Here is a 25947-nt window from a genome sequence, read left to right as displayed (position 1 = left end):
CGCATTGATCGCTCGTGGTCGCTGAGTCTCTCCACGTCACGCCAGATGTGTCGACCGTCGTGAATCAGCCTCAAGTGAGCCTAATGAAACTTCCGGGGCCGCCCGCAACGGCTGAGCGGACGCAAATGCGCCGCACGGGCCGCAGACGCGGGAATGTCGCACAAACTGTCGGGTACTAGATGATCGTGACATCACCCGTAGCGGCCGTAGTGGGGCAACTTGCCCGCGATCTCGTCCTGTCCGTCGATGCCGTCCCCGACGCCGGAGATGCCGGCGACGCCACCGGACGGCGGGAGCAGCTGGGCGGCAAGGGAGCCAACCAGGCCGTAGCGCTGGCTCAGCTGGGAGTTCGCCCCCGGCTCGTCGCCGTGGCCGGCGACGATGTGATCGGCGACGTGCTCCTCGACCAGGCCCGCCGCGACGGCATCGACGTGACCGCGGTGCTCCGTCGCCGCGCCACGCTCACCGGATTGATCGTCGAGCTCCTCGACGCCGACGGCGGGTGGCGCTACGTCCAGCACCTGCCCGATGCCGTACTGCTGACCGAACGTGACATCGAGTCGGCACGAGACGTGATCGCCGGAGCCGACGCCGTCCTCGTGCAGCTGCAGCAACCATCCGCGGCCGCGCTGGCCGCCTCCCGCATCGGCCACGACGCCGGCCGGCTCGTCGTGCTCGACGGCGTGCCGGAGGAACGCCGCGACGACCTGCTCGCCGTCGCCGACGTGATCCGCGCCGACGACAAGGAGGCGAAGCTGCTCCTCGGCGACGAGCCCACGGTGGAGAACGCCCAGCGACTCCTGGACCAAGGCCCCCGACTGCTGGCGCTCGGGGTCGGCGACGGCAACCTCTTCGTGTGGCGCGACGGTCACCTGCGGCTGCCACTCACCGACGAGAAGGTCGTCGACACGACCGGCGGAGGAGATGCGTTCACGGCGGCACTGACGGCGTCGCTCCTGCGGGGTGAGGACCCCGCGACGGCGGCCCGCTGGGCGGTGGCGGCATCCGGCGCGACGGTGGGTCATCCTAGCGGACGCCCGGACCTGCGCACCGCCGACCTGGAGAAGCGCGTGGCGGAGCTGGCGACGACGGCCGATACAACGGTCGTTCGGACGCGCGAGGGGGAGCTGGGGAGTGAGTGAGCTCGGTCCGGCGCTGCCGTGGGTCGTGCGTGAGACCGGCCTGTCCGGCGAGGCGCTCGGCACGTCGGCCCTGCGGCAGGTGGAGTCCGTGTTCGCCCTCGCCAACGGGCACATCGGGATGCGCGGCAACCTGGACGAGGGCACGCCGTGCGGGATGCCCGGCACCTACCTCAACTCCTTCTACGAGGAGCGGGACCTCGAGTATCCGGAGGCCGGATACGGGTTTCCGGAAAGCACCGAGACGATCGTCGACGCGCCCAACGGCAAGCTGATCGTGCTGACCGTCGACGACGAGCGCTTCGACATTCGCGCGGGAACGGTGCGACACCATGAGCGGCGGCTGGACCTGAGGGCCGGCACGCTGCGCCGGGACGTGGAGTGGGTCTCCTCGTCCGGGGCGGCGGTGCGTATCAGCAGCATCCGGGTCGTCTCGTTCCCCCACCCGGCGGTCGCGGCGATCCGTTACGAGGTGGAGGCGCTGAACCGCCCGGTGCGGATCCGGATCGACTCCGACCTGCTCGCCAATGAGCAACAGCCGGACCAGAGCGACGACCCCCGAGCGTCGGCGGTGCTGGATGCGCCGCTGGAACCGCTGGCGCACTCGTCGGACCTGCTGCTGCACCGCACGCGTCGCAGCGGTATGGAGGTGGCGTCGGCCGTCGCCCATGTCGGTCCTCCTCTTTCGACGTCATCCGAACCCGACCGGATCCGTGCCGTGGTCAGCACGACTCTTGCGCCGGGGGTGCCGCTGCGGCTGGACAAGTTTCTCGCGTATGCGTGGGGCATGCCGGGACCTGTGGACAAGGCTGCGGCCGACCAGCGCGACGCCCCGGTTGTGGATGAGGCCGGCGGGGGTCGTTACGAGGGCCGACCAGCGGTTTCGCGTGGGGCGGGCAACGTCCGGGACGCGAGTTCCACGTCGGCTGTGGACAACGGAGTCACCCGCCCCGATGGCGGCTCCGGGTCCGTTGTGGACAAGGCGTTGGCCGACCGGGATGAGGCCGTACGGTTGGGGTTCGACGCGCTGCTGGCGAGGCAGCGCGAATACCTCGACGAGTTCTGGGAGACGGCAGATGTCGAGCTGGACGGCGACCCGGAGGTGCAGCAGGGCGTCCGCTTCGCGCTGTTCCACGTGCTGCAGGCCGGTGCCCAGGCGGGGCCGCACCCGATCGCCGCCAAAGGGCTGACCGGCAACGGGTACGACGGCCACGTCCTCTGGGACACCGAGACGTTCGTGCTGCCTGTCCTCACGTACACCCATCCGGCGTGTGTGGGCCTGGCCCTGCGCTGGCGGCACGCCACCCTGGACGCGGCTCGCGAACGCGCCCGGGAGCTGCGGCTGGCCGGTGCGGCGTACCCGTGGCGGACCATCGGCGGCGCGGAGTGCTCCGGCTACTGGCCGGCCGGAACGGCGGCGCTGCACGTCAACGCGGACATCGCGGCGGCGGTGCTGCGCTACGTCGCGGCCACCGGTGACGAGAAGTTCCTGCGGGAGGCCGGCCTGGAGATCCTGGTGGAGACCGCGCGCCTGTGGAGCCGGATCATCCACACCGACGACGAGGGCGTCGCCCACATCGACGGTGTCACGGGGCCGGACGAGTACACCGCGCTGGCCGACGACAACGTCTTCACCAACCTGATGGCCCAGCTCAACCTGCTCGGTGCCGCGGAGGCCGCCGAGCGGCTCGCGGCCGTGGACGTCACCGCCGACGAGATCAGCGAATGGCGGTCGGTGGCGCGGCGGCTGTTCATCCCGTACGCATCCCGGAGGGAGGTGCACGAGCAGCACAGCGGCTTCACGCGCCTGCAGGAGTGGGACTTCGACGGCACGAAGGACGACGACTACCCGCTGATGCTCAACTTCCCCTACCTCGACCTCTACCGGCGGCAAGTGGTGAAGCAGGCCGACCTCGTCCTGGCCATGATGCTGCGCGGCGACGCCTTCAGCCCGGAGGAGAAGCGGCGCAACTTCGTCTACTACGAGGCCCGTACCGTTCGCGATTCGTCGTTGTCCGCGCCGGCGCAGGCGGTCCTCGCCGCGGAGACCGGCCACCTGGACCTGGCCTACGACTACGCCGCCGAGGCCGCTCTGCTCGACCTGCGCTCCGGCGGTGAGGCGAGCGGCGACGGCCTGCACATCGCGGCGTGCGCGGGCACCTGGATCGCACTGGTGCAGGGCTTCGGCGGCCTGCGCGACCACGGCGGGCACCTGTCGTTCGCGCCGCGCCTGCCCCGGCGCGTGCCCCGGCTCAGCTTCTGCCTGCGCTGGCGGGAGAGCAGGTTGCGGGTGACGGTCACGCCGACGGAGGTCACGTACGAGGTCAGCGGCGCCGACCTGACGTTCGAGCACTACGGAACGCCGGTCACCGTGGCGGCCGGCGAACGGACCACGATTGCGCTGGAGCCGGTCGAGTACCGTCCCGCCCCGCCGTCGCCGCGAGCGCCGGAACGCCGTACCTAATCGCTGGTTTCCGGATCCTTGCGGGGCAGCGGGCGGAGCCGCACCCGGGTGATCGCCCGACCGGTGACCTCGACCACCTCCGCGGTGAACTCGGGCAGCGTGACGATCTCGCCTGGACCGGTCGGGATGTGGCCGAGCGCGGCGAGCACCATGCCGGCGACCGTGGTGTAGTCGCCCTCGTCCGCTACGTCGCCGTCGAAGCCGATGTCGGGCAGGTCGTGGATGGGGAAGGAGCCGGGCATGAGCAGGGCGCCGTCCGCCTCCTTGACGACGGCCTGCACATCGCGGTCGGTCTCGTCGTAGATCTCGCCGACGATCTCCTCGACGAGGTCCTCCATCGTGACGATGCCGTCGATGGCGCCGCGCTCGTCGACGACCATGGCCAGCTGTTGGCGCTCGAGGCGCATCTGCCGCAGCGCGTCGGAGACCCGCAGCGTCTCCGGCAGGAAGAGCCCGGGCCGGGCCACCGCGTCGACCGGGCCTTCGGCGCCGACGAGGTCGCGCAGGTGCACCACGCCGATGACGTCGTCGAGCCCGGCCGGGCCGACCACCGGCGCGCGGGAGTGCCCGCCGGCGATGAGCTGGGCGAGGGCCTCGCGGCTGCGCAACCCCGTGGCGAGCGTCAGGACGTCGCGGCGTGGCACGAGGATCTCCCGCAGGATCCGGTCGGCGATCTCGAACGCCCCGGAGATGATCGTCCGCTGCTCCGCGGAGAAGTCCTGCTGCGCCGCGACCATGTCACGGATCTCCTCCGTGCTGACCTCCTCCCGCTGCGCGCGCGGGTCGCCGCCGGCCAGCCGTACCACCAGGTCCGTCGCTGCGGAGAGCAGCCAGACCGCCGGGCGGGAGATCGTCGACAGCAGGTCCAGCGGGCGGGCCACCAGCAACGCCCACCCTTCCGTACGCTGCATCGCGATCCGTTTCGGGGCCAGCTCGCCGATCACCAGCGTGACGAACGTCAGCACGATGGTGACCAGCACGATCGCGGTGGGCCGGGCGGCCGCGCCGAGGAAGCCCAGCGGCTCGATCAACGGCTCGGACAGCGACACCGCGGCCGCCGCGGATGCCAGGAAGCCGGCCATCGTGATGCCGATCTGGATGGTGGCGAGGAAGCGGTTCGGGTCGCGGGTCAGCCGGCCCAGCACGCGACCCGCCCGCGAGGTCCGCTCCAGCTTGTGCACCTGGCTGTCACGCAGCGACACCAAGGCCATCTCACTGCCGGAGAAGGCGGCGTTCACCAGTACGAGCACCAGCACGAGCACGACCTGCCCGCCCATGCCATCCACGACAGCCCCAGCTCCTCGGCCAACGGATCACGAGACCCACACGCTAGCGACAGACCGTTACGGTCGCGCGGCGCCGGGCTGAAAAGTCGCTCAAACCCGCTTTTTCGGGTACGCCCCGAGCACGCGTCCCGCAGTCGGAAGAACCGCGCCGGACCGGCCGAGGTCGCTGAGCGAGCTGGCACGACGGCCGTTGTCGGCCAGCGGCACGTCGAGCACCGCTACGACGGCCGGGCAACGCCGGCCGCAGGCCGCAGGGCTCCGGTCGGGGCGGCCGTCGTCCTGGCGGCTTCCTGCTCAAGGACGCCCCGCCCGCGCAGCTGCTGCACGGCATCCGTACGGTCGCATCCGGGGCCGCCCTGCTCGCGCCGGAGGTGACCCGCCAGCTCGTGGGCCGGTACGCGGCCCGCATCCGCCCCGCCGAGGACCGGCCTGACGACGTGGCGCTGACCCCTCGCGAGCTCGAGGTGCTGCGCCTCATCGCCGACGGCCTGTCCAACAGCGAGATCGCGGCGACGCCGGTGATCAGCGATGAGACCGTCAAGACCTACGTGTCCCGCATCCTCACCAAGCTCGACCTGCGCGACCGGGTGCAGGCGGTGGTGTACGCCTACCGCCGCGGCCTGGTGACGTAGTCCGGCGCCGTGGTGCTCCGGCCGTCAGCTGACCTCGTCGGCCCAGACGCGCCAGTCGTCGAGCACGCCGTAGAGGGCCGGCGTCAGCCAGCCCGGGGCGGAGCGCCGGAACACGCCCGGGTCCATCTGCCCCGCGCCGTCCGGCAGGGCGCCGACCAGGTGCGGGACCAGCTCGGTCAGGTTGGCCCAGTGGACCAGTTCGGGCTCGGCCGGCCAGGCGCCGAGCACCACCTTGGCCGGGACGCCCCGGCGCTCGAGCGCCTCCAGCGTGAGCGCGGTGTGGTTGAGGGTGCCGAGCCCGGCGCGCGCCACCACGATCGTCTGTCCGCCCAGCGTGGTGGCCAGGTCGGCGACCGTCCACGGTTCGCCGGACGGGCGCACGCCCATCGGCACCAGCAGCCCCCCGGCGCCCTCGACGAGGACCAGGTCGTGCTTGGCGGCCTCCTCGCGGACGGCGTCGACCACCTCGTACAGCTCGAGCGGTTCCATCCCGGCGACCCGCGCGGCGGCGAGGGGCGCGAGCGGCTCCGGATACGACGCGAGCGTGCGGCAGGTGTGCGGGGCGGCGAGGTGCGTGATCCGGTCGATGTCGGTCGGCCCGCCGTCGGCGATACCGGTCTGCCCGGGCTTGATCACGGCGACCCGGAGCCCGGCGGCCTGGGCGGCGGCGGCCACGGCCGAGGTGACGATCGTCTTGCCGACGTCGGTGTCGGTCCCGGTGATCAGTACGATGCCCCGCCACTCGCCGGACTCGGCGGGCCGGGCCTGGGTGCGCGCGGCGGGAGCGGCGGACTCCGGCTCGGGCACCGGCACGGTGAGCGGGGAGACGTCGGCGTCGGCCGGATCGGCCGGCCCGACGCCGGGAGAGACCGGCGCCTCGGGAACCGACCCGGGTTCCGGCAGACCCGGTACGCCGGGAGCCGGCGAGACGGGCGCGCCTGGCGCAGGAGAGATGGGCGCGCCGGGGGCCGGGGAGATCGGCACCGGAGGAATGGGCGCGCCGGGGGCCGGGGAGATGGGCGCGCCGGGGGCCGGGGAGATCGGAATGCCAGGGGCGGGGGAGACCGGGGTGACCGGCGCGGGCGAGACGGGGGTGACGGGCACGGGACTTCCTGGCTCCGGCGCCACGGGCGCAGACGAGGTGGGATCGCCCGGGTCGGATCGAGCGGGCGATGGGCTTCCGGCCGAGGGCAACGATGCGGTCCGGTCACCGGTCGTCATGGCGCGCACTCCACGATCACGTCCAAAGCGCGGTCGAACTCCTCCGCCGCTATCCCCGCGTTCAATGTCAGCCGCAGCCGCGACGAGCCGTCCGGCGTGGACGGTGGCCGGAAGCATCCCACCGCCACATCCCGGTCACGGCAGTCCGCAGCCCATGCCAGCGCCGCCTCCGGCCCGGGAGCGGGCACCGACAGCACCGCGGCCGCCGGGGCGGTGACGGTGAACCCGGCCATCCGGAGCCGGTTCACGGTCTGATCGGCGCGTGCCTTCAGGACGGCTCGTCGGTCGTCGGCTCGCTCGGCGATCCTCAGCGCCGCGTGCACCCCCGCCACCACCGCCGGAGGCGGTGCGGTGTCGTAGATGAACGTGCGTCCGGTGTCGATCAGATGGCGGATCAGCGGCTCCGGGCCCGCGATGACGCCGCCCGCGCCGCCCAGCGACTTGGACAGCGTCGCCGTCACCACCACGTCCGGGGCGCCCGCGAGGCCTGCGGCCGCCACGCCGCCCGCGCCGGACGGGCCCAGCAGACCCAGGGCATGGGCGTCGTCGACCAGCATGATCGCGCCGTGGGCCGAGGTCACCGCGTGGAGGTCGGCGAGGGGGGCGAGGTCGCCGTCGACCGAGAACACCGACTCTGTGACGAAGACCGCTTCGCGGCCGGGGTGGGCCGCGAGGATCTCCGCGAGCGCCGCCGGGTCCGCGTGCGGGGCCACCACCACGTCCGCTCCGGAGGACCGGCAGCCGTCGATCAGCGAGGCGTGGTTGTAGCGGTCGGAGACCAGGAGGGTGCCGGGGCCGGCCAAGGCGCGTACGGCACCGAGGTTGGCCAGGAAGCCGGACGAGTAGACCAGCGCCTGCGGGAACCCCATCCAGCGGGCGAGGTCCGCCTCGAGGGCCGCGTGCGCCTCCGTCGAGCCGCGGACGAGCCGGGAACCGGTCGCGCCCAGCCCGTACGCGTGCAGTGCCTCGACCGCCGCCGCCACGACCCGGGGGTGGACGGCCAGGCCGAGATAGTCGTTGCCGGCCAGGTCGGCGACCGTGTCGGCGGCGGCGCGGGGCCGCAGCGTGCGGGTGAGCCCGGCCTTGGACCGCGCGCGGGCCTGGCGCTCCAGCGCCTCCTGCCAGCCCGCCACCGCACCCCTCACCGATCCGCGCTTCGACACCGTCCGCCGGGCAAACTATCACTCACCACCGACAGCCCCGCGGCCCGGAAGGGCCTTGTAGGGTACGGGCATGCCAGAGATCCTCGACCGGGCCCGCGCCCAGGTGCTGACTGACGGTGCAGGGCTCGACGAGGCCGGGATCCTCGATGTGCTCCGCCTGCCCGACGAGGATCTGCCGGAGCTGTTGCAGCTGGCTCACGACGTGCGCATGGCGTGGTGCGGGCCGGAGGTCGAGGTCGAGGGCATCGTCTCGCTGAAGACCGGCGGCTGCCCGGAGGACTGCCACTTCTGCTCGCAGTCGGGGCTCTTCACCTCGCCGGTGCGGTCGGTGTGGCTGGACATCCCGTCGCTGGTCGAGGCGGCCAAGCAGACCGCTGCGACGGGCGCCACGGAGTTCTGCATCGTGGCCGCGGTGCGTGGGCCGGACAAGCGGCTCATGACGCAGATGCGCGAGGGTGTCGCGGCGATCAAGGCCGCCGTCGACATCCAGGTGGCGGCGAGCCTCGGCATGCTGACCCAGGAGCAGGTCGACGAGCTGGTCGAGATGGGCGTGCACCGCTACAACCACAATCTCGAGACCTGCCGTTCCTTCTTCCCGAACGTGGTGACCACCCATTCGTGGGAGGAGCGCTGGGGGACGCTGAAGATGGTCCGCAACTCGGGCATGGAGGTCTGCTGCGGCGGCATCCTCGGCCTGGGGGAGACGATCGAGCAGCGCGCCGAGTTCGCCGCGCAGCTGGCCGAGCTGGATCCGCACGAGGTGCCGCTCAACTTCCTCAACCCCCGTCCCGGCACGCCGCTGGGTGACCGTCCGGTCGTCGAGGGCAAGGACGCGCTGCGCGCGATCGCGGCGTTCCGGCTGGCGATGCCCAAGACCATCCTCCGGTACGCGGGCGGCCGCGAGATCACCCTGGGTGACCTGGGTACCAAGGAGGGCCTGCTCGGCGGCATCAACGCGGTGATCGTGGGCAACTACCTGACCACGCTGGGCCGCCCGGCGACGGCCGACCTGGAGCTGCTTCAGGAGCTGAAGATGCCGGTCAAGGCCCTCTCAGCGACGCTGTGACAGGCCTTGTGACGTACTGCGACCGGTGCGGCGAGCCGGCCGCGGAGGGCGACCACAGCGCCTGCGCCGTGGCGCGCCGGCTGGAGCCGCCGCGCTTCTGCCCCGACTGCCGTCGCCGGATGAAGGTGCAGGTGGTCCCGACCGGGTGGACGGCCACCTGTGTGGAGCACGGTGTCCGCCACTCCTGAACCGCTTCGCGGCGCGGTCGTCACGCTGCGGTTCGCGACGGAGGACGACATCGCCGCGCTGCTCGCCGTACGCGCGACGCCTGAGGTCATGGCCCGCTGGCGCGGCGGCGACCTGGCCGCGGAGATCCGTGAGTCCATCGCCGATCCCGACTTGCACTACTACGCGATCGTCGTCGACGGCCGGGTCGCCGGGGCCATCCAGTGGGCGGCCGAGGAGGAGCCGGACTACCGGCACGCGAGCATCGACGTCTTCCTCGACCCGTCGGTGCACGGCCGGGGTGTCGGCACCGACGCGGTGCGTACTCTCGCCGCCCATCTCGTCGACGACCGCGGCTTCCACCGGCTGGTGATCGATCCGGCGGCCGACAATGCGGCGGCGATCCGCTGCTACGCGAAGGTCGGCTTCCAGCCCGTCGGTGTCATGCGGCAGTACGAGCGCGGTGCCGACGGGACGTGGCACGACGGCCTGCTCATGGACCTGCTGGCCGGCGAACTGGTGCGCTGACCCATCGGCGACGGCGGGCCCCGGAAGGCCCACCGCCGCCGTCTCTCACCCGTCACCCTGAGGTGGCAGGAGTCTCCCTCGGCACCCCCGGGCGGCCGCCGACCGGCAGCGTGAGGCTCAGCAGCGCGCCGTCGCGCCGGCCCGGACCGGTCACTCCGAGGCGGCGCAGCGTCCGCAGCATGGCCACGTTGTCCGCGCTGACGTGCGCCACGACGGCCTCGAGGTCCGCGCGCTCGGCCCAGTCGAGCAGCCGGCGCAGCAGGGCCGTGCCGATGCCCCGGCGCTGCCACGCGTCCTGGACCAGCAGCGACGCCTCGCCCAGGTCGCCCTCGGTGCGCAGGGTGGCCATGGCGACGACCTTGTCCTGGGCCGTGGCGAGCAGCGTCACCCCGGTCGCCGGCTCGACCAGGCGGCGTAGCCGGGCCTCCGACGGGCTCTGAGCGTGCAGGCGGCGTACGCCCTCGAGGTCGTCGCCGGTCGCCTCCCGCACGAGCAGCTCGGCGCCGTCGGGCAGCAGCAGCGTGGTCTGCTCGGCGCCGCGGCGCAGGATGGCGGCGCTCACCTCGACCAGGGCCTGGGCCCTCGCGTACTCGGCCGGGGTGAAGGCGGGTGCCGGGCGCATCACCTCGTAGGTGCCGCCGGCCGGGTCGATCAGGGTCATGTGCTGCTCGTCGTAGCCGTGCAGGACCACCGTGCCGGCCGGGCGCCACCGGACCTCGGCGGCGTCGAGCAGGGCGACCAGGGCCTCGCCGAGCGCCTCCGGGTCGTGCACCAGCCGGCCGGCCAGGGTCAGCGCCCGGGTGGGCTGGTCGGCGAGGCCCTGCGCCTCGGCACGGATGACGAACGCGTCCCGGCCGCGGCCGCGGGCGATCGCGGTCTGCAGCTCGAGCTCCGACATGGTGTCCGGGGCGTCGACGAGGAAGTCGTCGACGGCGCCGCCCTCGGTCGTGTGCACCTGGACGGCGAGGATGTTGACCGAGCGCAGGGCGAGGCTGGCGGTGAGCACGGACAGGTAACCCGGGCGGTCGTCGACCGTCGCCCGGATCCGCCACAGCGCCATGGGCCGGCACTTCCCTTCCGGATCGAGTCGCCTGGAACCGAAGGTAAGCCTCTCTCGCCGGTGTTACCTGCGCATTGCCTGAGCTGGGAGAACTATGAGGGGTCAGTCACAGCCGATGCGACCGGCGGCACACCCGCGCGGTCCAGCCGGTCGCCCAGGATCACCGCGGCGGCGCGGACCAGCTGCGCGACGCGGTCGACCTCGGTGACGTGGAAGGCGGCGGCGGGCAGCTCGACGTCGTCCGTGCGGGCCACGATCAGCACCAGGCCGGCGCGGCCGAAGGGCGCTACCGCGTACCGGGTGGCGTCGGGGCCGGTCATGGGACGGGCGCGCAGCGGGGTGACCTCCGGCAGGCGCAGCGGGGAGGGGGCACGCCAGCTCGCGTACGCCACCGACGGCTCGCCGCCCGCCGGCCCGCGCAGGTCGGCCGGCATGCCAAGCGAGGACTCGGGAAGCGGCCGGGGTGCCGCGGAGCGGGCGGCCCAGTCCGGCGGCACCACCGCGGCGGCGGCCCAGTCCGCGGCGAGCAGGCCCGGCACGGCGTCGACCAGGGTCGCGAGCCCGTCGGCGGGGTTGGCGGCCACCTGTGCCAGCAGCTCGGCGTCGTGACCGCCGGAGACCGGGGCGCCGATCGCCTTCCACACGCCGTCGACCTGCACGCCCGGGATGGCGGCGAGGCCGGCGAGGAGTCGCTCGACGCGGGACGCGCCCGGCCAGACCACGGTGAAGTCGTCCACGGCCCGGCCGCCGAGCCGCTCCAGCACCACCACCTGGACGATGTCGGCCCCGGCGACGCCCAGCGTGCGTGCGACCTGGCCGAGGGCGCCCGGGCGGTCCGGCAGGGTGACCCGTACCCGCAGCAACATGCAACTCCTCCCGTCGTCAATGGCGGCACGGTGGTACCGCCCCGCTGGCGCCAGCCTGCCGGATCGGCGTTTCACACCCGTTGCGCCGCCGTGTCCCGGCCGTCAAGGCGCAGCGGAATGCCCTGAATCACTCTCAGGGTAGGACGGGTCAGGCGGAGGCGCGACGGACCAGATGGGTGTCGAGCAGAACGTGGGAATCGTCGACCGGCTCCCGGCGGATGCGGTTGACCAGCAGTTCCGCCATGCGCCGGCCCATCTCCTCGACCGGCTGGTGCACCGTGGTCAGCGGCGGCTCGCACTGGCGGGCGATCGGCGCGTCCTCGAAGCCGATCAGGGTCACGTCCTGCGGTACGCGCAGGCCGGCGTCGCGCAGCGCCCGTAGCGCCCCGCTGGCCATCAGGTCGGAGGCAGCGAAGACCGCGTCGACGTCCGGGTCGCGGGCGAGCACGGCGCGCATGGCGGCCGCCCCGCCCTCCTCGGTGAAGTCGCCGTACGCGACCAGCTCGGCACCGCGTACCGCCGCACGGTAACCGGCGAGCCTGGCCCGGCCGACCTCCATGTCCTGGGGTCCGGCCACCGTCGCGACACGGCGGGCGCCGCCCGCGATCAGATACTCCACCGCCTGGCGCGCGCCCGAGGCGTTGTCGACGTCGACGAAGAAGTCGTCGGGGTGCGGGTTGGCCGGCCGCCCGCCGAGCACGAACGGCATCCCCCGTTCGCGCAGCACCCGCGGCAGCGGGTCCTCGTCGTGCAGGGAGAGCAGCAGGACGCCGTCGACGTGCTGCTCGGTCAGGTGGGTCTCGACGCGTTGCCGTTGCCCGGCCGAGGCCGCCATGGCGAGCCACAGCTGCAGCGGCGTCTCCAGCAGGGCGGCGTTGATGCCGCGCAGCACCGCGGCGAAGAACGGCTCGCCGAACACGCGCTCCTGCGACTCCGAGACGACCAGGGCCACCGAGTCGGTCCGCTGGGTGACGAGCGAGCGGGCGGCGCGGTTGGGGACGTAGCCGAGCTCCAGGATCGCGGCTTCCACGGCGGCCTTGGCCTGCGGGCTCACCTGGGCGGACCCGTTCAGGACACGGGACGCCGTGCCGCGGCCCACCCCGGCGCGCGCCGCGACGGCGTCGAGCGTCGGGCGGCCCGGGGAACGGACGGGCTGCCTGGTCATGGGCGCATTTTCTCCTGCCGTACGGTCTAGGGTTGCGGCATGATCTGCCGCGCATGCCGCGAGCGGAAGCACGAGGACTGCAGAGGCGGGTCCTGGTGTGACTGCCAGCACCGGCCCGTCGAGCCCACGCCGCCCGTGACCGGCCCGGCCTCGCCATGATCCTCGAAGAGCTGCTCGAGCGCTACCCGCGAGCAGCGGAACCGACACTGCGGGTCAACTTCATCGCCAGCGTCGACGGGGCGGTGACGGTCGAGGGGAAGTCCGGGCCGCTGGGCGGCCCGGGCGACAAACAGATCTTCGACCTGCTGCGGATGACCTGCGACGCTCTGGTGGCCGCGGCCGGAACGGTACGCACCGAGGGGTACGACGCGCTGCGCCTCGACGAGGCGGGGCGGGCGTGGCGCCGCGCCCGGGGGCTCCCCGACTTCCCGCTCATGGTGGTGGTGTCGAGCTCCCTCGACCTGGACCCCGGCCAGCTGATCTTCTCCGACGCGCCGATCCCGCCGCTGGTCGTGACCCACGCCGGTGCCGTGCCGCCGCCGGGTCTCGCGGAGGTCGCCGAGATCCTCCCGCTGGGTGACGAAGCGGTCGACCTGGCGGCGATGGTCGCCGAGCTGCACCGCCGCGGTGCCACGCAGGTGTTGTGCGAGGGTGGCCCGCGCCTGTTCGGCGCGCTGATCGCCGCCGACCTGGTCGACGAGGTCTGCCTGACCGTCTCGCCGCTGCTCGCCGGCGGCGGCGCGGGCCGGATCGCCGCCGGCCCGGACGGGCCGCCCCGGCGGATGGAGCTGCGCAGCCTCCTGGCCGAGGATGACATGCTCTTCCTCCGGTACGCCCGCAGAGCCTAGAAGTTGTGGACAACCCTGTGGACGACCCCTAGAAGTTGTGGACAACGCGTGCCAACCGACGCGGCGTCCGACAACTGTCGTACCTCTGGTGCAACATGATCGGCGTGTCAGAAGAACCAGTCGAAGCAAGCGAACCCGTCGGGCGCGTCCTGGGCACCGCCGACGCCACCCCGTTGCAGTTCTGGACGGCGGTGACGCCGGGCAGCTACCTGCAGCTCGACGACGTGGTCGTGACCACCCGCGACCTGCCCGACCGCGAGCCGGTGAAGATCGCCGGCGTGGTCACGCAGGTGCGCGCGCGGCACGAGGGCGCCCAGTTCGACTCCGACGTGTTCGCCATCGCCGAGGGCACCCTGCCCGCGCTGGTGCAGGAGGCGGCCGAGGTCACCACCACCCGCGTCGACCCGGAGCTCTACGTGCCGCCGGCTCCCGGCGCGGTCGTGCACCGCGCGTCCGGCTCGGCCCGAGACGCGGCGCTGCACTTCGACCGGATGGAGCGGCGCGTCCCGATGGGCACCGGCCGCGACGGCGTACCGGTGTTCCTCAACGCCGACTTCCTGGACGGCACCCGCGGCGCGCACGTGTCCATCTCCGGCATCTCGGGCGTGGCCACCAAGACCAGCTTCGCGACGTTCCTGCTCTACTCGGTGTTCCGCTCCGGTGCCCTGGGCGCCGACGGCACCAACGCGCGGGCGCTGATCTTCAACGTCAAGGGCGAGGACCTGCTCTTCCTCGACCACGAGAACACCAAGCTGGACGACGCGACCACGGCCGGCTACAAGCTGCTCGGCCTGCCCGCCTCGGCCTTCCCGGATGTGCGGGTCTACGCGCCGCCGCGGGCCGGTGACTCGTCCGGCGCCCCCGACGTCAACAGCAGGCTCACCGGGGTCGACAGCTTCTACTGGACGCTCGAGGAGTTCTGCACCAACCGGCTCCTGCCGTACGTGTTCGCCGACGCCGACGACGAACGCCAGCAGTACACGATGGTGGTCCACTCCGTCACCGCGCACCTGCACCGGCACGCCGTCGCGGCCGAGGGCGGCATCAGCATCGACGGCCGCCGGCTCGGGTCCTACGGCGACCTCGTCGACCACGTCGTCGACCAGCTCACCGACGACGAGACCCGCTCGACGTGGGCGGGCAGCGCGGTCAACATGGGCACGGTCAACGCCTTCGCCCGGCGCCTGATCGGCAGCAAGCGCGACCTGTCCCGGTTGATCCGGGGTGACCTCGCCGCCCGCCGCCCCCACCAGATCAAGACCGCGGAGAGCGCCCAGGTCACCGTCGTCGACCTGCACAACCTGCCCGACCGCGCGCAACGCTTCGTGGTCGGCGTGACCCTGAAGACCGAGTTCGACGACAAGGAGAAGTCCGGCACCGGCCGGCCCCTGCTCTTCGTGGTCCTCGACGAGCTCAACAAGTACGCCCCGCGGGAGGGCTCCTCGCCGATCAAGGAGGTGCTGCTCGACATCGCCGAGCGTGGCCGCTCCCTCGGCGTGATCCTCATCGGGGCCCAGCAGACCGCCAGCGAGGTCGAGCGCCGCATCGTGACCAACTCGGCCATCCGGGTGGTCGGCCGCCTCGATCCCGCGGAGGCGTCCCGCCCGGAGTACGGCTTCCTGCCCCCGGCCATGCGCCAGCGGGCGCTGCTGGCCCGGCCGGGCACGATGTTCGTCAACCAGCCCGACATCCCCGTGCCGCTCTGCGTGGAGTTCCCGTTCCCCGCCTGGGCCACCCGCAAGTCGGAGTCCGGCCCGCCGCCGATCGGCACCCAGCGCTCGATCGTCCAGGGAGTGGACCCGTTCGCGGTAGTCGGCGGACGCGGCGGTTCGCCGGACGACGACATTCCGTTCTAGCCTGCCAAGGCGCCTTCGGCGCAGAGCACGACCAAAACGGCGAAAGATGAGGCGATGCGCATCCTGCACACGTCCGACTGGCATGTCGGAAAGGTCCTCAAGGGACGCAACCGGCACGACGAGCACATCCGCGTGCTGGCCCAGGTCGTGGAGGTCGCGCGCGCGGAGCGGCCGGACCTGGTGATCGTGGCAGGTGACCTCTACGACACCGCCGCGCCCTCGCCGGACTCGACGCGGGTCGTGACCCGGGCCCTGTCGGCGCTGCGGCAGACCGGTGCCCGGGTGGCGGCGATCGGCGGCAACCACGACAACGGGCAGGCGCTGGATGCGCTGCGGCCGTGGGCGGATGCGGCGGGCATCGAGCTGCGCGGGTCGGTCCGCGACAAACCCGACGACCTGATCATCCGGGGCGAGACCGCGAGCGGGGAGCGCTGGCAGCTGGCGGCGCTTCCGTTCCTGTCCCAGCGCTACGCGGTCCGCGCCGTCGAGATGTACGAGCTGACCGCCGCCGAGGCCACCCAGACCTATGCGGACCACGTCGCCCGCCTGATCGCGCGCCTCGCCGAGGGTTTCGCCGAGCCCGGCGTGGTCAACCTGCTCACCGCCCACCTGACCGTCGTGGGCGCCAGCACGGGCGGTGGCGAGCGCGAGGCTCACACGGTGATGGGCTACGCGGTGCCCGCCACCGTCTTTCCGGCGAACGCGCACTATGTCGCTCTGGGTCACCTGCACCGCGCGCAGCGTGTCATCGGGCCGTGCCCGGTGCGCTACAGCGGCAGCCCGCTCGCCGTCGACTTCGGCGAGGAGGAGAACGTCTGCTCGGTCGCGATCGTCGACGTCTCCACCGACAAGGCGGCCCAGGTGCGTGACGTGCCGCTGACCTCGGCGCGCACCCTGCGTACGGTGCGCGGCAGCCTCGAACAGCTCGCCACGGTGAACCTTCCGGACGCGTGGCTGCGTGTCTACGTCCGTGAGACACCGCGGGTGGGGCTGCGCGAGGACGTGCAGGAGCTGCTGCCCAACGCCCTGGAGGTGCGCATCGACCCCGACATGGTTCCCGACAAGGCCAGCACCATGGCGCAGCGGGCGGGCCGTTCGCCGCGCGAGCTCTTCGGTGACTACCTGGACAGCCGCGGCAACGCCGAGGAAGGCGTCCGCGAACTCTTCGACGAGCTGTATGACGAGGTGAGCACCCAGCAATGAGGCCTTTGCGGCTCGACATGGCCGGGTTCACGGTGTTCCGGGACGAGACCACCGTGGACTTCACCGACGCCGACTACTTCGCCCTGGTCGGCCCGACCGGGTCCGGCAAGAGCACCGTGCTCGACGGGATCTGCTTCGCTCTCTACGGCACCGTGCCCCGGTGGGGTGGCAGCCGCGGCATCGGCAACGCCCTGGCCCCGTCGGCTACGGAGGCCCGGGTGCGCCTGGTCTTCGAGTCGGCCGGCTCCCGGTACGTCGCCACCCGGGTGGTGCGCCGCGACGGGCGCGGCAACGTCAAGACCGCGGGGGCGGGGCTGCAGCTCATGCCGCCGGGCTTCGACGTCACCCGGCTCGACACCGGCATGAGCCTCGACGACCTCGGCGACGTGCTCGCCGGCACGCCCGCGGAGATGGACCAGGCGATCGTCGAGGCGGTCGGCCTGCCGTACGAGCAGTTCACGAGCTGTGTCGTGCTGCCCCAGGGCCAGTTCGCCGACTTCCTGCACGCCAAGCCCGCCACCCGCCAGCAGATCCTCGTCAACCTGCTCGGCCTGCACGTCTACGAGGAGGTGCAGACCCGCGCCTCCACCCGGGCCACCAAGGCCGAGGCCCAGCTGACGGTCGTCGACCAGGCGCTGGCCGGGCTCGCCGACGCCGACGACGAGGCGGTCGAGGCCGCTGCCGCCCGGCTCGCCGCGATGCGCGAGCTGACGACGGCCGTCGAGGAGGCGATGCCGCGGCTGCGCACCGTACGGGAGAAGGAGAGCGAGCTGGCCGCGGCGCGCGACGCCATCGCCGAAGAGCTCGCCGCACTGGCCCGGGTCAAGGCCCCCGCCGGCAGCGTGCAGGTCGCCGAGGCCGCGGCCTCCGCGCGGACAGCGCTCACCGAGGCGGCGGCGGCAGTGCGTGCCGCCGAAGAGCACGAAGAGAAGGTACGCGGAGAGCTGGCGGCCGCCGGCGACGCGGGCTCGCTGGGGCTGCTGCTGGACCGGCACGTCGAGTTCGACCGGCTGACCGGCCAGGCGGAGTGGTTCGCGGGCGAGGTCTCGGTCGCCGAGGTCGAGTACAAGGACGCCCTCGCCGCCGCGGAGCTGGCCCGGGCCGCGCACCTCGGCGCCGAGCAGCTCCTCGAGCAGGCCCGGCTCGACTACGCCGAGGCGCAGACGGTCGACCGGGCCGCCGCGCTGCGCGCACACCTGACCGCCGGGGACGAGTGCCCGGTGTGCGAGCAGACGGTGACCACCGTGCCGCCGATGCCGGAGGGGTCGGCGGTGCAGGCCGCGGAGCGCCAGGGCAAGGCGGCCCGGTCCGCGGCCGACGTGGCGTCGACGGCCTGGAAGCAGCGCGACGCCGTCGCCCGCGAGCTGGAACGCGGCCTCGACCGCAAGCGCGCCCAGTACGAGCAGCACAAGTCGCGGCTCGCCGAGGTGAAGGCGGCCCTCGCCGACTCGCCCGGCGTCGAGGCGCTGCGGACCCGCCTCGCCGAGCTGACCCGGCTGCAGCGCAAGCTCGACGAGGCCGGCGCCGAGGTGCGCGCCGCCCGGGAAGCTCAGCGCAAGGCCCAGGGCTCGGTCGCCGCCGCGGAGGAGCAGCAGCGCTCGGCGTGGCGGTCGTTCGACGCCGTCCGGGACGCGGTGGCCCGCTTCGCTCCGCCGCCGGCCGACCGCGACGACCTCGCCGGAGCCTGGTCGGCGCTGGTGGAATGGGCGCAGCAGTCGGCGCGCCGCAGGCAGGCGGACCGGGACGAGGCGACGGCCGCGGTCGAGGCGGCGCACGCGCAGACGCAACGGACCCGTGCCGCGGTGGTGGGCCTGTTCACCGATCGTGGGCTGCCGGCCCCGGCCGGTGGGGCCGACGCCGACCTGATCCGGGCGGCGGCGGTCGCGGCCGAGCGCGCCGAGGCGGCCTGGCAGCGCCTCGTCGACCGCCGCGAGGAGGCCCGGGCGTATGCGGAGCAGCGCGCCGCCCTGGTGCGCGACGGGAGGGTGGCGAAGTCCCTCGCCGGTCACCTGCGCGCCAACAACTTCGAGCGGTGGCTGCTGGAGGAGGCGCTGGACCTGCTGGTCGACGGTGCCTCCCGGATCCTGCGCGACCTCACCGGCGGCCAGTACGACCTGATCCACGACAAGGGCGAGTTCTTCGTGGTCGACCACCACGACGCCGGCCTGCGCCGGGGCGTCCGCACGCTGTCCGGCGGCGAGACGTTCCAGGCGTCGCTGGCCCTGGCGCTCGCCCTGTCGGAGCAGCTGGCCGGGATGTCCACGACTGCGGCGAGCCTGGAGTCGATCGTGCTCGACGAGGGCTTCGGCACCCTCGACGCGGCGACGCTCGACGTGGTCGCCGCCACCCTGGAGAACCTGGCCGCCCGCGGCGATCGCATGGTCGGCGTGGTCACCCACGTGCAGGCCCTGGCCGAGCGGGTGCCGGTCCGGTTCGAGGTGCACAAGGACGCGCGTACGGCGCACGTGGAAAGGGTCGGCCTGTGAAAATGTTCGTCGACTCCTGGGACCCGGCGTACGGGGCGTCCTTCGAGGGCGGCGACTCCGACGGGCCCGCCTCGCCGAGCAGCGCCCAGGTCGACACCGACGTCGAGGTGCCGGCGGCGCAGTGGGCCCCGATCGACGTGTCGGCCCGGGTGCGCTGCCCGGACGTCGTGTTCCTGGTCGACGGGGTGCGCCGCAACGACGCCGGCCTCTGGACCGCCGAGGAGGACGGCCAGTCGTACGCGGGGCTCGCCGCCTCGTACGCCGCCGGCGTGGTCCGGTGCGACCTGCGCAGGGGAGCGGCCGAGCTGGCCGGCGCGCGGGTGGGCCGGGGCCTGTTCACCGCCAGCCCGTCGGCCGAGGACGTGCAGGCTGGCTCGGTGCGGTACGCCGTCCACCGGGTCAGCGGCACGGGCGAGGCCAGCAAGCTCCCGGCGGCCGTCCAGGGGCCGCTGACCGCCCTCGAGATCGAGATCTCCGGCGAGGCCCGCAACCACGGCTCGGACGGCGCGGACCTGCTGGTCGTGGACGGGCCGCTGCGCAACCGCCGCCAGCTGCCCCGCACGATCGGCTACGTGAAGACCCAGCAGAAGCAGTACCTGCCGGCCCAGCTCACCCAGGTGGTGACCGCGCTGCGGCCGGGCCAGCGCACGCCGGTCTTCGCGCTCGGCACGGTCTGGGGCGGCTGGTCCTGGTATCTGCGCCTGCCCGGTTCCTCCGGCGCGCCCTGGTCCGGGATCGTGCGGATCGAGTGCTCCCCGGATCTGACGCCGGACCAGGCGATCGAGCTCGCAGAGCTGTCGGGGGCGACGCTGCCCCGGTTCGCGTCGTCGGCGTACAAGGATCCCCGGGCGCCGCAGAACCTGGTGCCGATCGCCGGGCTGGAGCGGCGGCTGCGCGGGATGCTGGGGGACGCCCGGGTGTTGCACCGCGCGCTGACCCTGGCCACCGCCCGCAGCCGCTGACGTTCCGTGCGAGGCCGTCTACCGGATCGCGCGCGCCAACCGCCTGGTGGCTATGACGAGCACGGTGGTGGAGGCGACCCACAGCGGGTAGGCGATCGGCCGGGTGGCCAGGACGCCGTCGACGGCCGGGTCGGGAGGCGCCGCGACGACGTCGTAGACCGCCGACAGCGACTTCAGCAAGGCAGTCGCACTGAGCCAGCCCAGGGTGGCTCGGTCGGCGGGCGGTGTTCCCCGGGCGCAGGACACGGCCATCAGGACGGCGGCGGCCGCGACGATCAGCGACAGCACCCCAGCGCCTTGCCAGGGCCCCACGACGTGGGCGAACAGCTCGTAGGCGAAGGCCGCCGGGTACAGGTCCGGCTCGCCGTGCGTGACGACGGTGATCCGGTGCTCGTAGTGGCCGATGGTCAGCAAGGTGTGCAGCACGTCGACGACCGCGAAGACCGTCAGTAGCGTGACGGCCGCCTGCTGCCTACCGCGTTCGCCGTGCACGATCCCCCCGTTCGTCGAACCGGCACGATATGCCGCCGGGTCCACCGGACGGCTCGTGAGTCCCCGTCCCGGCATGTAGGCAGCCGGAAAAGCGGCCGATAGGTCGGTTGGTGGGTCGGCCGGGTGGGCCGGCCGCGCACGTCGACCGGCGGAGCGGGTCGGCCGGGTCCTCGCGGACCGGTCGATCGGGCCGCTGCGGGCGGCAACGGGGCGGCGGGTGGGCGTGTGCCGCACGGACGATCCGGGCACATCACCGGCGCCGGTCCGACCGGCAGGGTGGGCGACCGGGTCCCATTCATACCTTTTGGCGGTTCGTGGCGGAGCTGCTCACCGTTGCCGTCACGCTACTCAGCGCGCATCCGGGATGGGCGTTTTGCGACTCGCGGTGAGGATCACGTGACAGTGCGCCGACATGGCGTCCGCCGAGGCCGCCCACGCCGCACTGTGCGTCTGTCGACTCGGCGGGCTTGCTGAGTATTATTCGCGTGCCCCTGGGCGCATATCGGCGCCTATGGATGAATAGCGCCCCCCATGCGCGCCCGGCCTCCGCGTTCCCGCGGGTGGTGCAGCGCGCCCAACGCGCTTGAAACCGGAGGAATCTCTTGCGACTGCGCGTCGATGCCGCCCCTCCTGGCCGGGGTCCGGAAATTTTCCCGATCGCTTTGATCCCGGCGGGGCCCCCCGCCCGTATGACAGGCGACGGGGAAAGCACCGGCAGGAGGAATCGATGCATGCGACGGTCATGGAGCGGCTCACGCCGGATGGGGTGCGCGTCATGACGCAGCAGCGATCCGGAGGCCGGTGGCAGGCTCTCGACGGAGGCCGTAGTGCGGACAATGATGACGCCGTGATGCCGCGGCAGGCCCGCCATGAGGCCGGGTCGGCGACCGCGAGTCACGAGGACACGCTCGTCCGGATGCTCTACGAGGAGCACGCGGGACCGCTATTGATGTTCGTGCTCCGCCTCACCGGCGGCGACCGGCAGCGGGCCGAGGACATCGTCCAGGAGACGCTGCTGCGGGCGTGGCGCAACGCCCACCGCCTCGGCGCGCAGGGGCAGCAGTCGCTGCGCCCGTGGCTCGTCACGGTGGCCCGGCGGATCGCGATCGACGATCACCGCAGCACCAGCGCCCGCCCGCCGGAGACGTACGACCGAGAGCTCGAGAGCTTCCCCAGCACGGCCGACGACACGGATCGGGTCCTCCAGCTGATGACGGTCACCGATGCCCTGCGTACGCTGAGCCAGTCGCACCGGGAGATCCTCGTCGAGACGTACTTCCGCGGCCGGACCGTTCCGGAGGCCGCTGAGGTGCTCGGCCTGCCCCTCGGTACGGCCAAGTCGCGTGTGTACTACGCCCTGCGGGCCCTGCGGACGGCCCTGCAGCAGCGGGGGGTGACAGAGTAATGACGCAGGAACAGCACTTCGACGTCGCCGCGTACGCCCTGGGCGTGCTCGACGAGCGTGACGCTGCCCGCTTCGAGGACCACCTGATCGACTGCCCCACGTGTGCGGTCGAGCTGGAGTCGCTGCTGCCGGTGGTGGATATCCTGTCGGACGTCGACGCGGACGCCCTCGTGGCGACCGAGCAGTCGCGCCGCGACGGGGTGATGCTCAAGAAGATGATCGGCGAGGTGAAGCGGGAACGGCGCCGGGCGAACAGCCGGCGGCTGTACTCGCTGGCCGCGGCGGTCGTGGTCTTCGCCATGCTGTCGATCGGCGCGCTCTTCGCCGGCGCCCAGTGGCTGGCCCCGGAGCAGGGTTCCCAGCAGGGGCCGAGCCAGCGTTCGAGCAAGCAGCTCGACCCGCTGCCGCTGGCCCAGGGCGGCGTCGGCATCGGCGGTACCAAGCTGCCCGGCGAGTCGTACTCCAACACCGACAACCGCACCAGCGTCTCGGCGGCCGTCGGCTTCGAGCCCAAGGACTGGGGCACGCAGGTGTCCTTCGCGGTCTCCAACATCAAGGGTCCGCTGACCTGCCGGCTGGTCGCGGTCCCCACCGCCGGCGATCCGGTGGTCCTGTCGACCTGGACCGTGGGGGAGAAGGGCTGGGGCACGGCCGCCCAGCCCGAGCCGCTCCAGCTGATCGCCGCGACGGCCCTGCCGCGCAAGGACATCGCCCACGTCCTGGTGGAGTCGATCGACCCCGACGGGAGCACGAAGACACTCGTCCGCGTGCCCTGACGAATACGAAACGGTTTCGAGCCCGGTCGCCATTGTGCGGCCGGGCTCGCTGCTTTTCACCGTACGTCCAAGAAGCGCTCACCGCGCGCAGCCGAGTCGTGCGCGGGCCCTGTCATTCACGGATGCCGGAGCCGGATGGTTCAACGAAATTCCAAGAAATTGATTGGGCCGATTGTTCAACCTCCGCGGCGGTCCGCTGCGTACTACAGCGCGGACACGGAGATGGACGAAATAAGTGGGAGGGCTCTCGTGGTACCGGAGAAGCGGAAGTTGATCGTCGTAAGCGCCGCGATCGCTGCGGCGTTCGCGCTGCCCGGTTGCGCCCCCAGCGGATACAACAGCAGTGACTACGGCGCGCAGCCGGCGGCCAACGAGGTCGCCGCCACCCCGGGCGCCGAGCCCACCGACGGGCCGACGCCGGGCGCCACCCCCGGTGCCGAGGCCGACGACGGCGCGGATGAGGGCGCCGACGCGCCCGAGCTGAGCGAGGACGAGGTCACCACCGAGCTCAAGGCCACCAAGGTGAAGCGGATGGGCGAGACCGTCCAGAACCAGGACGGCAAGGTGCTGTACCGCTTCGACAAGGACAAGGTCAAGCCCGAGGTCGCCTCGAACTGCAACGGCGACTGCGCGAAGATCTGGCCGCCCGCGGTGATCAACAAGGGTGAGAAGCCGAAGCTCGAGGGCGTGGACCCGGAGCTGGTCGGCACCGTCGAGCGCGAGGACGGCACCCTGCAGCTGACCCTCGACAAGTGGCCGCTCTACACCTACATCGGTGACAAGGAGCCGGGTCAGTGGAAGGGCCAGAACGTGGCCGCCACCTGGTTCGTGGTCACGCCGGAAGGCAAGAAGAACCTGACCTGCCTGCCCGCCGTGTCGAAGCCCGTCGCACCTCCCTCGGACGACGAGGAGGGGTCCGGGGACAGCGGCGGCGACGCCGGTTCCGACAGCGGCGGGTCGGACTACAGCTACTGAGTGAAACAACGGCCGGTCGACGCCTTCCGAGGCGGCGGCCGGCCGCCGGGCGTAGTGAATTCCCGGCCATAAGTTCTCTTTAAGTCGGGCGTAAGAACTTCGTTTTCCATTGCGACACGGCAACACCTGCTCCTAGCGTTTCCGCGTATCCGAAACAGTCGCCGGAATCGTTTCCCCACGTCGTCGGAGGTGTGAAAAGATGATCGCCGCTCGCTCCACTCGCCGGCCGCAGCGCTGGCTGGTGGGCGTCCTGGCCACCGCCCTGGCGTTCCTGCTGGCCCCTGCCGGCGCCGCCCGTGCCGCCGATTCCCCCGGCGTGCCCATCCCGCCGAACACCGGCCTGACCGACCGGGGAACCGGCACGGTCGCGATGTCGGACCGTGACTTCGTCATCAAGGTCCGGCTGGCCGGGCTGTGGGAGATCCCGGCGGGCAACATGGCCGTCGAGAAGTCCGAGGACCCGCGGATCCGCGAGATCGGCAAGTCGATCGCGGCTCAGCACGTCGTCCTCGACAAGCTCGACATCGCGGTCGCCAAGAAGCTCGGCATCGCGCTGCCGAACGACCCGAACACGGACCAGCAGGGCTGGCTCAACGAGATGCGCAATGCGGCATCGCCGGAGCAGTTCGACCAGATCTACGTCGACCGGCTGCGGGCCGCGCACGGCAAGATCTTCCCCGCCATCGCGACCATCCGGGCGAGCACCCGCAACGACTCGGTGCGCAAGCTGGCCCAGCAGGCCAACCAGTTCGTGATGACACACATGACCCTGCTGGAGAGCAGCGGCATCGTCGACTACGCGGCGCTGCCGACGGCACCTCCGCCGGCGGGAACCAACAAGGGCCCGGTCCCGGTCGACAACGCGATGCTCGTCGCGGCCGGCAGCTCGAGCGGGGTCCCGGGCGTCAACACCTCCGTGATTTTCCTCGTTCTCGCCGTCGCCCTGGTCGCCGGCGTGGTCACCACCATGCGCATCTTCCGATCGCGGTAGCTCGCGGACGGTCCCGACCTGGCCAGCCGACCAGGCCGTACGGCTTCACCCCAGGCGGCTCCACCGCCCGCCACGTGTGGACAGAGAAAGGTGTCAGCAATGCGAAGGTCGCAGTACCGGCGCGAATCCAAGTATTCAAAGTGGTTCACCGGTCGGCGCCGGATCATCGCCGCGGTGGCCACCCTGGTCGCCTTCGGTGGCATCGTCACCGTCACGCAGGTGTCCGACGCGAGCACGAAGCGTTCGACACAGCGCGCTCTGGCCGCTTGCAACAACCTCCAAGCACCGAAGCGGACCCGGCTCTCCACCGAGACCCGGCAGGGCACGTACACCACCAACAAGGGCCGGGTCACCCAGCACTCCGACGACGGCGCGAGCAGCGTGCCGACCACCGAGCAGATGCGCGCCCGCTGCCGCCAGTGGGTGATGCAGAACGCCGGCAACAACCAGGGTGGCGGAGGCGCCAGCCCGGCGGCGTCGAACGACACCAACGCCGGCGGCGGCCAGCAGAACGGTGGCCAGCAGCAGAACGGTGGTCAGCAGCAGGGCGGTGGCCAGCAGCAGGGCGGTGGCCAGCAGAACCCGCCGCCCGGCGCCGGTCTGGGCATCCTGACCAACAGCTGCCAGACCAGCCAGCTGCAGCCGCACGACGGTTTCCAGAACGGCAACCGTTGCGTCTCCACCGAGTTCGGTGAGGTCGGCGCCCAGGAGAACAACCCGTCGCTGCTCATCACCGAGGCACCGGAGCAGGTCGAGCAGGGCCAGCCGTTCACACTGAAGGTGAGCACGCGCAACCTGATCCGCGACCGGTTCCTCGCGGCCGGCCAGGGCGGCTACTACGTGGAGTCCTCGGTGCTGCAGGACGGCATCGTCCGCGGTCACTTCCACACCGCCTGCCGGATGCTGAACAGCACCAACGAGGCGCCGGACCCGGCTCCCGCCCCGGCGTTCTTCGTGGCGACCGAGGACAAGCAGGGCGGCCGCGCCCCCGACACCGTGACCATCCAGGTTCCGGGTCTGCCGGACCAGGGTCTCGCCCAGTGCGCCTCGTGGGCCGGTGACGGTTCGCACCGCATCCCCATGATGCAGCGCGCCAACCAGACCCCGGCGTTCGACGCGGTCCGCATCCAGGTCGGCGGCGGCAACGGCGGCAACGACCAGCAGCAGGGCGGCAACGACCAGCAGCAGGGCGGTCAGC

General features: G+C 72.4%; 22 protein-coding genes and 1 pseudogene. 16 read left to right on the top strand and 7 right to left on the bottom strand.

Annotated features, from left to right (window positions below):
* The first annotated feature begins 185 nt into the window (after nt 1-185).
* Complete coding sequence (locus AB0J80_RS06685) at nt 186-1142, top strand: PfkB family carbohydrate kinase (RefSeq protein WP_364701118.1); 957 nt, start codon at nt 186-188, stop codon at nt 1140-1142.
* A complete protein-coding gene (locus AB0J80_RS06680; protein ID WP_364701116.1) occupies nt 1135-3603 on the top strand; it encodes a glycosyl hydrolase family 65 protein in 2469 nt (822 codons plus the stop codon). Before AB0J80_RS06685 ends, AB0J80_RS06680 begins: the two co-directional genes overlap by 8 nt.
* Here the strand turns inward: AB0J80_RS06680 and AB0J80_RS06675 are convergent.
* Nucleotides 3600-4880: a hemolysin family protein gene (locus AB0J80_RS06675; protein ID WP_364701114.1), complete on the bottom strand. Its 1281-nt coding sequence runs from the start codon at nt 4878-4880 to the stop codon at nt 3600-3602. The genes AB0J80_RS06680 and AB0J80_RS06675 overlap by 4 nt on opposite strands.
* A gap of 293 nt (nt 4881-5173) precedes the next feature.
* On the opposite strand from AB0J80_RS06675, the pseudogene AB0J80_RS06670 reads away from it, so the two are divergent.
* Nucleotides 5174-5521, top strand: a pseudogene (locus AB0J80_RS06670) (response regulator transcription factor); the annotation flags it as partial.
* A gap of 24 nt (nt 5522-5545) precedes the next feature.
* Here AB0J80_RS06670 and bioD read toward each other — a convergent pair.
* Entirely contained in the window at nt 5546-6253 is a 708-nt protein-coding gene (gene bioD, locus AB0J80_RS06665; protein WP_364701326.1) for a dethiobiotin synthase, read from the bottom strand.
* A 485-nt stretch (nt 6254-6738) separates the two neighbouring features.
* On the bottom strand, nt 6739-7875 hold the full coding sequence (locus tag AB0J80_RS06660) for an 8-amino-7-oxononanoate synthase (RefSeq protein WP_364701324.1): 1137 nt from the start codon (nt 7873-7875) through the stop codon (nt 6739-6741).
* Between the two features lie 100 nt (nt 7876-7975).
* Between AB0J80_RS06660 and bioB the strand changes: the two genes are divergently transcribed.
* The 3 genes from bioB to AB0J80_RS06645 are packed head-to-tail and all read left to right on the top strand — an operon-like array spanning nt 7976 to nt 9664.
* Nucleotides 7976-8971, top strand: a complete 996-nt coding sequence (bioB, locus tag AB0J80_RS06655) for a biotin synthase BioB (protein WP_364701112.1) — start codon at nt 7976-7978, stop codon at nt 8969-8971.
* Entirely contained in the window at nt 8968-9159 is a 192-nt protein-coding gene (locus tag AB0J80_RS06650) for a hypothetical protein (protein ID WP_364701110.1), read from the top strand. Before bioB ends, AB0J80_RS06650 begins: the two co-directional genes overlap by 4 nt.
* Entirely contained in the window at nt 9143-9664 is a 522-nt protein-coding gene (locus AB0J80_RS06645; protein WP_364701108.1) for a GNAT family protein, read from the top strand. The genes AB0J80_RS06650 and AB0J80_RS06645 overlap by 17 nt, the downstream gene beginning before the upstream one ends.
* A gap of 52 nt (nt 9665-9716) precedes the next feature.
* On the opposite strand, the gene AB0J80_RS06640 is transcribed toward AB0J80_RS06645, so the two are convergent.
* The 3 genes from AB0J80_RS06640 to AB0J80_RS06630 form a co-directional block, all read right to left on the bottom strand.
* The gene (locus AB0J80_RS06640) at nt 9717-10724 is read right to left on the bottom strand and encodes a GNAT family N-acetyltransferase (RefSeq protein ID WP_364701107.1); all 1008 of its coding nucleotides are present in this window, start codon (nt 10722-10724) and stop codon (nt 9717-9719) included.
* Nucleotides 10725-10816: 92 nt separating this feature from the next.
* Complete coding sequence (locus AB0J80_RS06635; RefSeq protein ID WP_364701105.1) at nt 10817-11590, bottom strand: amino acid-binding protein; 774 nt, start codon at nt 11588-11590, stop codon at nt 10817-10819.
* Nucleotides 11591-11738: 148 nt separating this feature from the next.
* A complete protein-coding gene (locus AB0J80_RS06630) occupies nt 11739-12755 on the bottom strand; it encodes a LacI family DNA-binding transcriptional regulator (protein ID WP_364701103.1) in 1017 nt (338 codons plus the stop codon).
* Nucleotides 12756-12910: 155 nt separating this feature from the next.
* Here AB0J80_RS06630 and AB0J80_RS06625 point away from each other — a divergent pair, with 155 nt between their 5' ends.
* From AB0J80_RS06625 to AB0J80_RS06605, 5 genes are all read left to right on the top strand, one after another.
* Nucleotides 12911-13603 carry a pyrimidine reductase family protein gene (locus AB0J80_RS06625; protein WP_364701101.1) on the top strand — a complete coding sequence of 231 codons (693 nt, stop codon included), beginning with the start codon at nt 12911-12913 and terminating at the stop codon, nt 13601-13603.
* A 104-nt stretch (nt 13604-13707) separates the two neighbouring features.
* Nucleotides 13708-15459 carry an ATP-binding protein gene (locus AB0J80_RS06620; protein ID WP_364701099.1) on the top strand — a complete coding sequence of 584 codons (1752 nt, stop codon included), beginning with the start codon at nt 13708-13710 and terminating at the stop codon, nt 15457-15459.
* Nucleotides 15460-15513: 54 nt separating this feature from the next.
* Nucleotides 15514-16662, top strand: a complete 1149-nt coding sequence (locus tag AB0J80_RS06615; protein WP_364701097.1) for an exonuclease SbcCD subunit D — start codon at nt 15514-15516, stop codon at nt 16660-16662.
* Complete coding sequence (locus AB0J80_RS06610; RefSeq protein ID WP_364701095.1) at nt 16659-19148, top strand: SMC family ATPase; 2490 nt, start codon at nt 16659-16661, stop codon at nt 19146-19148. The genes AB0J80_RS06615 and AB0J80_RS06610 overlap by 4 nt, the downstream gene beginning before the upstream one ends.
* Nucleotides 19149-19150: 2 nt before the next feature.
* A complete protein-coding gene (locus tag AB0J80_RS06605; protein WP_364701322.1) occupies nt 19151-20110 on the top strand; it encodes a hypothetical protein in 960 nt (319 codons plus the stop codon).
* Between the two features lie 18 nt (nt 20111-20128).
* Here AB0J80_RS06605 and AB0J80_RS06600 read toward each other — a convergent pair whose 3' ends face one another.
* Complete coding sequence (locus tag AB0J80_RS06600; RefSeq protein ID WP_364701093.1) at nt 20129-20602, bottom strand: hypothetical protein; 474 nt, start codon at nt 20600-20602, stop codon at nt 20129-20131.
* Nucleotides 20603-21329: 727 nt separating this feature from the next.
* On the opposite strand from AB0J80_RS06600, the gene AB0J80_RS06595 reads away from it, so the two are divergent.
* The 5 genes from AB0J80_RS06595 to AB0J80_RS06575 form a co-directional block, all read left to right on the top strand.
* A complete protein-coding gene (locus AB0J80_RS06595) occupies nt 21330-22007 on the top strand; it encodes a sigma-70 family RNA polymerase sigma factor (protein ID WP_364701091.1) in 678 nt (225 codons plus the stop codon).
* Complete coding sequence (locus AB0J80_RS06590; protein WP_364701089.1) at nt 22007-22783, top strand: zf-HC2 domain-containing protein; 777 nt, start codon at nt 22007-22009, stop codon at nt 22781-22783. Before AB0J80_RS06595 ends, AB0J80_RS06590 begins: the two co-directional genes overlap by 1 nt.
* A 270-nt stretch (nt 22784-23053) precedes the next feature.
* Nucleotides 23054-23758, top strand: coding sequence for a hypothetical protein (locus AB0J80_RS06585; protein WP_364701087.1), 705 nt, complete (start codon nt 23054-23056; stop codon nt 23756-23758).
* 199 nt (nt 23759-23957) lie between these two features.
* Nucleotides 23958-24749 (top strand): DUF4142 domain-containing protein, encoded by a 792-nt coding sequence (locus AB0J80_RS06580; RefSeq protein ID WP_364701085.1) that lies wholly within the window; start codon nt 23958-23960, stop codon nt 24747-24749.
* Nucleotides 24750-24848: 99 nt separating this feature from the next.
* Nucleotides 24849-25947, top strand: a 1099-nt coding sequence (locus tag AB0J80_RS06575; RefSeq protein ID WP_364701083.1) for a Pecanex-like protein 1, incomplete at its 3' end; no start/stop codon positions are given.

It is taken from the genome of Actinoplanes sp. NPDC049548 (assembly GCF_040676695.1).
GTDB lineage: Bacteria > Actinomycetota > Actinomycetes > Mycobacteriales > Micromonosporaceae > Actinoplanes.
Note: the sequence above shows the minus strand (reverse complement) of the source record. Positions and strands in the feature narration are given on the sequence as shown.